We start from the raw sequence: 7,340 nt of genomic DNA on the forward strand, positions 1-7,340 counted from the left end.
CGACCGCCCCCACTCAATAGTCTGTTGTCCACATCGACACGAGGTACACCGTGAGCACGCCCTTCGACACCGGCCGGCAGGCCGCCGAACCGCAGTTCCGTGCGGCACCCTTCGGGGCGCCGCCGGCACCGCCGGCGCAGCCGTACGGGTTCCCCGTGCCGCAGGAGTCCTTCCACCCCGCGGAGCTCGCCATCCCCGAGCTCGACGACTTCTCCTCGGTGCTCGAGCACACGACCGTGCACCGCTCGACCATCGGGTGTGTCGTGCCTGCGTACAACGAGGAGGAGTCGATCGCCGACGTGCTGCGCTCGCTGCTCGGGCAGAGCCGGGTGCCCGACGTGATCCACGTCGTCGTCAACAACACGTCCGACGCGACGGTCAAGATCGCGTCGGAGTTCAGCGGTCCGCACGAGATCACCACCGAGCTGGGCGAGCAGTTCACCGAGGTGTTCGTCCACGACATCGGCAAGAACCCCGACAAGAAGGTCGGAGCGCTCAACTACGGCTACGCACTGGTCGAGGGGTACGACTACCTGCTCGGTGTGGACGGTGACACGATCGCCGACCGCCGGGCCGTCGAGTTCCTCGAGGGCGAAGCCGTCGGCGACTCCCGCATCGGCGGGATCTCTGCGATCTACTCGATCGATGACCGCCCGATCAAGGGCGTCATCGCGAAGTTCCTCATCGCCGGCCAGCGCACCCAGTTCGCGGCCTTCAACCTGCAGAACCTGTTGCGCGGGCGCAACATGGCGGTGCTGGGCGGGCAGTTCTCGATCTTCTCGACGACGGCGCTGCGCGATGTCATGAAGGCGAACCACCAGAACTCGCCCTGGGTCAAGGACAGCGAGGTCGAGGACTCGCTGCTGTCGCTGCAGATCAAGAGCGCCGGCTACCTCACCAAGATCAGCCCCTTCGCCCGCGCCGACGTGGGCGGAATGACCACGCTCAAGGGTTACGACGCCCAGCAGGTGAAGTGGACCTACGGCGCGATCGAGCTCATGTGGCCGGGTCAGCGCGGCGACACCAAGGGGCAGCCGTTCCACCCGAACCTGCGCCTGCGGTGGTTCGAGAACTTCTCGATGCTCACCAACCTCTTCGTGCGCGTCGCCTTCCTCACCCTGCTGATCGCCTCGCTCTCGATCAACGCGTTCGTCTTCTCACCGTGGTGGCTCATCCCGCCGGTGGTCGCGATGATGCTGAACCTGCGGGTCGCACGGGCGATGGAGACCTGCAACAGTCGCGATCTCCTCTTCGCCGGCCTGATGTTCCCCGCGGAGATCTTCATGTGGGTGCGCATCAGCCACTTCCTGCGGTCGTGGACGCGGTTCCTGTCGCGCAAGAAGGTCGACAACTGGGCGATGCAGGCCAAGGCCGAACGCGGCGGCGGCAGCATCGGCCACTGGGTGCCGTTCATCATGCTCGCCATCGTCGCGATCGCGGTCGCGGTGATCTGGAACATGCTCGACCCGGTGGCGCAGTCGGCGATCCTCTGGGTGGGCTGGCCCATCGTCGGGGTGGTCACGGTCATCCAGACCGTGCTCATGTCGTTCCGGCTGTTCCGTCGCCACCAGGGCTTCAAGGTCTGACGCCCCGCGACGAAGACCCGCGGTGCCCGTCGGCGACGCTCCTCGGCGTCGCTCAGGCGGCGTGCTCTGCCGTCAGCCGGTAGCCCACGCCGCGCACGGTCTCGATGTACCGCGGGTTGGCGGGGTTGTCGCCGAGCTTTCGGCGGAGGTTGGTCATGTGTGCCTCGATCGCGCGCTTGTCGGCCTCGCCCACGAAGTAGCTCGTCACGTACGACTCCCCGCGCAACACGAGGGTCAGATCGGCCTTGCTGCGCACCCGCCGCTTGGACTCCATGAGGGTCGCCAGCAGATCGAACTCGGTGCGCGTGAGCACCAGCTCCTGACCGGCGATCGCGGCGACGCGCTGCTCCGGGTTCACGGTGAGATCGCGGTGCGCGACCCAGCCGGGCCCGGTGTAGGCGACCACCTCACCGGCGGCCCCCGCCGTGGCGAGGGCGCTGCCGGGCGACTGGGGCCCGACGCTCGAGGGCACGACGATCGGCTGCGCCGGCGGCGCCGGTGCGGCGGGTGCCGCCGCGGACGGAACGGGTGCGGCGGATGCCGGGGCCGTCTGCTCCTGCGGCTGCGCAGGCGCTGCGGAGGGCTGCGCGCCGTCGAAGCTGTAGGGCGGGTCGGCCGGCGCGGCGGGAGGCCAGCCGGCGGGCTGGGCCTCGACCGGTGTCGGCCAGCCGGGGGCCTGCGGCGGATACCCGTACCGGCGGCGGGAGCCTGCGGCATCCCGTAGTCGGGCACGCGCGGCGCGCCCGGACGCGCGCCGGGGAAGGACGGGCCGCCGACCTCCTGGCGCGGCGCGGCCAAACGCGGCGCGCCGCCGGCCGTGGCGCGCGGGCGGCGCAGGAGCGAGTCGATGCGAGCGCGCAGCTCGCGCGGGCGGAACGGCTTCACGATGTAGTCGTCTGCGCCGGAGCCGAGCCCGACGACGACGTCGGCCTCTTCCTCGAGGCCGGTGATCATGATGATGAACGTGTCGCTCTGCGCGCGGATGCGCCGCGCTGCCTCGAATCCGTCGATGCCGGGCATGTTCACGTCGAGAGTGGTGACGAGAGGCTGGTAGGAGAGCACCGCCCGCACGCCGTCGATGCCGTTGCCGACCGACACCGTCGAGAAGCCCGCGGCTTCGAGCACCTCGACGATGAGGTGACGGATGTCGGGATCATCCTCGATGATCACGGCGGTTTTCATCGGTAACGAAGGATCGGTCATGGTCCCGGGACTCTCCAGTAGGGGGGTGTGGAGCACGGTGCTGAGCCACAGTCTAGCCACGCGCCGCAGCGGCGGGATCGAGGCGGCGTCAGCGCACGCCGCTGGTGAGTTCCGCGGCCGCGGCGGGCCACCACAACCCGGCCGCCGGACCGCCGTTGCAGACGCCGTCGCTCTCGCCCGGAGGTTTGATCCAGAGGTTGGTGTCCACGACGTCGTCGCCGAAGGTCCCGGTGGCATCGCCGACGCGCTGCCCGGACGGGTTGCACCAGGTCGCACCGGCGGTCGCGACGCCGTTGCGGGAGGTGTCGATGATGGCGTGGGTGCCGCCCAGGCGGTCCGACAGGGCGTGCGCGTAGGCGAACTCGTCGTACGTCGACTGGTAGTTGGAGACGTTGGTGGCCACACCGCGCACCCGGTCGATGATGCCCATCTGGCGAATGAGCTGGGCCATCTCGTCGGGGCTGTGCCAGGCGCTGTGTCCACCGTCGATGTAGATCCACGTCGCCGTCGACGAGAGGGCGTCGACCGCGCCCGAGAGGAAGCCGGCACGCGTCGCGACATCCCCGCACTCGCTGGTCAGGGCGATGCTGTCGGGTTCGAGGATGATGATCTTCTGCTGGTCGGGCGCCGTCTTCAGCGCCTTTCCGATCTCCGCGACCCAGCGGGGGTAGTCGGCGGGCGACAGGCCGCCGGCGGAGTGATTGCCGCAATCGCGGTCGGGCAGGCCGTAGACGACCATCGCCGTGGCGCGATTCTGATCGCGGGCCTGGGCGATGAGGTCCAGAACCGTTCCGCCGACGGTTCCGATGGGATCCTGCTCAGGGGTCAGCCAGTAGGCGGTGGGCTGCGCGGCGAGGTAGGTCGTGCCGGCGGTGGCATCGGCATCCATCGGCAGGTTCTCGAGCGCGATCCGTGCCTTCGACTGCTGCGGCGCGATGACGGTCGTTCCGACGGCGGGCGGCTGGGCGAGCATGGCATGCACCCCCTGGGTGACGGCGATCCCCACCCCGGCGATCGCGCCCACCACGATCACGGCGGCGAGGACGATGACGGCGATGACGATTCCGCGTCTCGGCACGCGCCGAGGGGACAGGATGCGCCTGCGGGGGGAGGAGGACACGTCTGAACTGTACCGGTGCGGGGAGCGCGGGCGGCCGTTCAGAGGTCGTTGCGGTCGCGACGACGGCGAACGGCGAGGGCGACGAGCACGACCGCGCCGGCGAGGACGAGCGCTCCGCCGCCTACCCAGACGCCGACGAGCTGACCGCTGTCGCCGCCGGTGCGCGGAAGGCCGTCGGCGCCGGTGATCGACGCGCTGGCCGTACCGCCGGCCGAGCTGCGCGAGATCGCAGCGATGTTGTAGACGCCGCTCGCGGTCGCGGGCAGGACGACGCGGACCTCGCCGAGGGCGCCGTTCGCGTCGGAGGTGCGTGTGGTGCTGCCCGTGCTGATGCCGAGGTGCACCATGGCGAACGACGTGTTCGCGCCGTCCTGCCCGGTGACGGTGATGGTGACCGGCTCATCGGCGCCGAACGTGCGCTCTGCGCAGGAGAACGACAGGGTGCCGCCGGCGGTGATGCTGGCCGGAGAGGTCGTGCACGAGTCGACCGGCGGGTAGATCGTGGAGGCGTGGGCCGCGTTCGGGGCGAGCGCGAGAACGACTCCCACCAGGGCCGCCCCCGCGGCGCGCGCCAGACGGTCGGCGGTACGGCGGCGCGAGCGGGTCATGGAGCTTCTCCCTGCGGTGTGCACCAGACCGGGGACGAACCGGCCGAGCGTGCGATGCAGGGAGTCTACCCCGCGCCGCAGGTGGCCACGACGACGGGAGCGCGCGCGGCATCCGCCGTCGGCGTGACGACGGCCTGGGCGTCGCCGGCGGCGGTGTTCGCCCGGACGGTGACCGTCACGCCCGTGGATGCTCCCGGGGTGAGGTCGATGCCGAAGGTGAGCACCCGGCGTCCCTCGTGCACGCCGCCCGCGAAGCCGGCGCCGTTCGTGGCCGTCGCCGAGACGAGCTCGAAGCCTTGCGGCAGGTAGATGTTGCCGACGACCTCGGCGGCGCCCGGCGCCGTGCCGTAGACGCCGCCGCCGGTGATGTACTCCGGCAGCGCCGTTGCGGCGTCGGCGGGCGCGCGGCTGGTCAGGGTGAGCTGCAGGGTGAGCTGGCGGGGCGCGCTCTGCCCGCCCGGCCGGCACGACGCCCAGGCGAGAGAGACGTCGGGGTCGATGTAGTAGCTCATCTTCGACCCGGTGCCATCGTTCAGAAAGACGCCGAACCGTGCCGTGTGCGCGTCGGTGACCGGAAGCTGACCGGCCACGACGGTGCCGTCGATGATCGCCTGCTCGTCGGCGTGCGCGCTCCAGGCGAGCAGGCGATGCTCTTCGCCGGCCCGGGTGAGGGCGGAGATGAGGCCGGATGCCGAGCCCCGCCCGTCGGCGAGGGCCTGGAAGACCGCGCCGGCCGCACCGGCGAAGAACGCGTCCTGATCGGCGGGCTTGGCGTACCGCAGGTACACCTCGTTGAGCAGCAGCGGGATCGCGTTGTCGGCGCTGAGGGCGTCGCCGCTCGGGAGGGCGACCGGGCCGGTGGTCTGCAGCAGGTACGACAGCACGACCGGGTCGATGGCGAGCACGCCGTCGACGTCGGTGCCTGTCTTCAGCCGGTACATCTCCCGCGCGATCGGAGCGTCGACCGTGAAGTCGGGGATCTGCGTGAGGTTCTGGAAGTATCGCGCCGGCTTGGTGTCGTAGATCTTCGTGACCTCGTCGGGCAGGGCGACGACCGGGTTCGTGAAGCCGCGCGGCAGATCGCCCGACGAGAGCGCGCCGATCAGTGACAGGCGTCCGTCATCGGCACGCAGCACCACCGCGGCGCCGGCGATGCCGCCCAGCGAGCGCCACTCGGCGTTGTTCTGGACGAGCACCAGGTATGTTCGCGGTCCGTTCCGACCGAGCATGTCGGGCAGCAGCCGCGAGGTGCGCGACAGGGTGTCCACGGCGGTCGAGACGGTCGAGAAGAGATCGTCGGCACGGTCGACGGCCGTGCCGACGGCGCCGATCAGCGGGGTGCGGTCGATGTCCTGCACGGCGACGGCGGCGTCGGCTGCGCGCGTCGCGGCATCCTGGGCGGGTGTCACGAGACCCGCGAGGACACTCGTGTCGAGGCGTCCACCGACGGGGCGCAGGCCGTCGATCGACACGTTCTGAGCGGCTGTGGCGAGGGGCAGCAGACTCTCCCGAAGGAGTTCGTCGGATGCCGCGGCGACGGTGCCGAACGCCGCCAGCTGCGGGCCGATCCACGGCGTGTGGCTGGCGAGCGCCCAGACGGGGTCGGAGGTGAGCTGGTGCGCCTCGGACGCGTCGGCGGCCAGCCGGGCCAGCGTCGGCGCGGCGGATGACGGGTCGGCGGCCAGCGCCGCGGTGCTCTGCGCTGCTCCGGTCTGTATCCGCTGCAGATGCTGGTAGGCGAGTGCCCCGCGCACACCCACCCACACGGCGATCGCGACCGCCAGCAGCAGCAGACCGGCGACGGTCCACGCGAAGATGCGGCCCGCGGTGCGCGCCGGGCGGGGGAGTGCGCTCACGCCACGATCCTACGGGGAGGCGCTCAGGCGATCACGCTCGCGCGCTCCCAGCGGTCGCCGCCGGCCAGCTGCGCCTCGTCGGCGGCGGCGGCGGCGGCCGTGATGAGGTCGTCGAGGTCGTAGCCGATGCGGGACACGCTCGCCCAGCCGATGCTCGCCGACAGGCGGACGGCGATCGATTGGTCGGTCGAGACGGTCGCCACACGCTCCAGCAATGCACGCAGGAGGGGGCGGACGGCGGCCTCATGGCGCGGCAGCAGAACGAGCATGCGCGAGGGTTCGAGCCGATCGAGATCGGCCTCGGCGGGGAAGACGGCGGCGACGTCCGATGCGAAGCGCTCGAGAACACGGCTGTACGCAAGTGCGCTGGAGGCCTCGCGCAGCGCGATCGGGTCGTCGAGGCGAACGTCCAGCAGCGACCACCACGCGTCGTCGAATCGCTCCGCGCGGGCGAGTCGGTCACGTGCGATGACCCGGAAGCCGGCGACCGTCGCCGTCACTGAGGTCGGGTTCTCGGCCCGGGCGAGCAGCAGCAGTGTGGTCAAGGCGGTCACGAGCGTGATGGCCATGACCACCGGGGTGAAGTCCTCCGTCGGAGGGAGGTTGTCGACCAGGCGCAGGCGGTCGCCCACGAGGTCGGTGCAGAGCCACACCAGGGAGAACACCGCCACCAGGCCCGACGACAGGGCGAGCGGGATGATCACGCCGCGTGCTGCCGTGCGCACACCGACGAGTTCGATCGCCGTGGCTGCGGAGATCGCCGCGAACACGACGAGCTCGACGTTGCCGACCGCGTCTTCGGCGGCGGTGCCCGAGGTGAGCGCGACGGTCACGATGACCACGAGCGTCACACCGATCACCGCCGACAGCAGGATCGGTCGGCGCCCGCGGCGCGCGCGCAGGCCTACCCACACGAGGCCCAGAGCGAGGAGCATGAGTCCGTCGCTGAGGGCGNGAGCCAGGCGTG

6 protein-coding genes are annotated in these 7,340 nt (G+C 71.0%); 1 reads left to right on the plus strand and 5 read right to left on the minus strand.

Translation table 11 applies throughout. The annotated features are described in order from the left end of the window. Positions 1 to 50 precede the first annotated feature (50 nt). Positions 51 to 1,586, plus strand: a complete 1,536-nt coding sequence (locus tag I5I_RS09400) for a glycosyltransferase family 2 protein (protein ID WP_036318668.1) — start codon at positions 51 to 53, stop codon at positions 1,584 to 1,586. Between the two features lie 52 nt (positions 1,587 to 1,638). Here the strand turns inward: I5I_RS09400 and I5I_RS16050 are convergent, their stop codons facing one another. From I5I_RS16050 to I5I_RS09420, 5 genes are all read right to left on the minus strand, one after another. Next, positions 1,639 to 1,992, minus strand: a complete 354-nt coding sequence (locus I5I_RS16050) for a winged helix-turn-helix domain-containing protein (protein ID WP_239640073.1) — start codon at positions 1,990 to 1,992, stop codon at positions 1,639 to 1,641. Then, positions 1,941 to 2,768 carry a response regulator transcription factor gene (locus I5I_RS16410; protein ID WP_374699910.1) on the minus strand — a complete coding sequence of 276 codons (828 nt, stop codon included), beginning with the start codon at positions 2,766 to 2,768 and terminating at the stop codon, positions 1,941 to 1,943. The genes I5I_RS16050 and I5I_RS16410 overlap by 52 nt, the downstream gene beginning before the upstream one ends. A 109-nt stretch (positions 2,769 to 2,877) precedes the next feature. Further along, a complete protein-coding gene (locus I5I_RS09410; RefSeq protein ID WP_239640074.1) occupies positions 2,878 to 3,867 on the minus strand; it encodes a glycoside hydrolase family 6 protein in 990 nt (329 codons plus the stop codon). A gap of 80 nt (positions 3,868 to 3,947) precedes the next feature. Further along, entirely contained in the window at positions 3,948 to 4,517 is a 570-nt protein-coding gene (locus I5I_RS09415; RefSeq protein ID WP_187289929.1) for a cell wall protein, read from the minus strand. A 65-nt stretch (positions 4,518 to 4,582) separates the two neighbouring features. Beyond that, complete coding sequence (locus I5I_RS09420; RefSeq protein WP_036318673.1) at positions 4,583 to 6,373, minus strand: DUF4012 domain-containing protein; 1,791 nt, start codon at positions 6,371 to 6,373, stop codon at positions 4,583 to 4,585. Positions 6,374 to 7,340: the final 967 nt, after the last annotated feature.

Origin of the sequence: Microbacterium sp. B24, assembly GCF_000333415.1 — a bacterium.
In the GTDB taxonomy this organism is placed as follows: domain Bacteria; phylum Actinomycetota; class Actinomycetes; order Actinomycetales; family Microbacteriaceae; genus Microbacterium.

Bases quoted from the DNA above. Each gene is read 5' to 3' on its own strand.
- I5I_RS16410 (WP_374699910.1), bottom strand. From the start codon at position 2,768: ATGAAAACCGCCGTGATCATCGAGGATGATCCCGACATCCGTCACCTC.
- I5I_RS09415 (WP_187289929.1), bottom strand. From the start codon at position 4,517: ATGACCCGCTCGCGCCGCCGTACCGCCGACCGTCTGGCGCGCGCCGCG.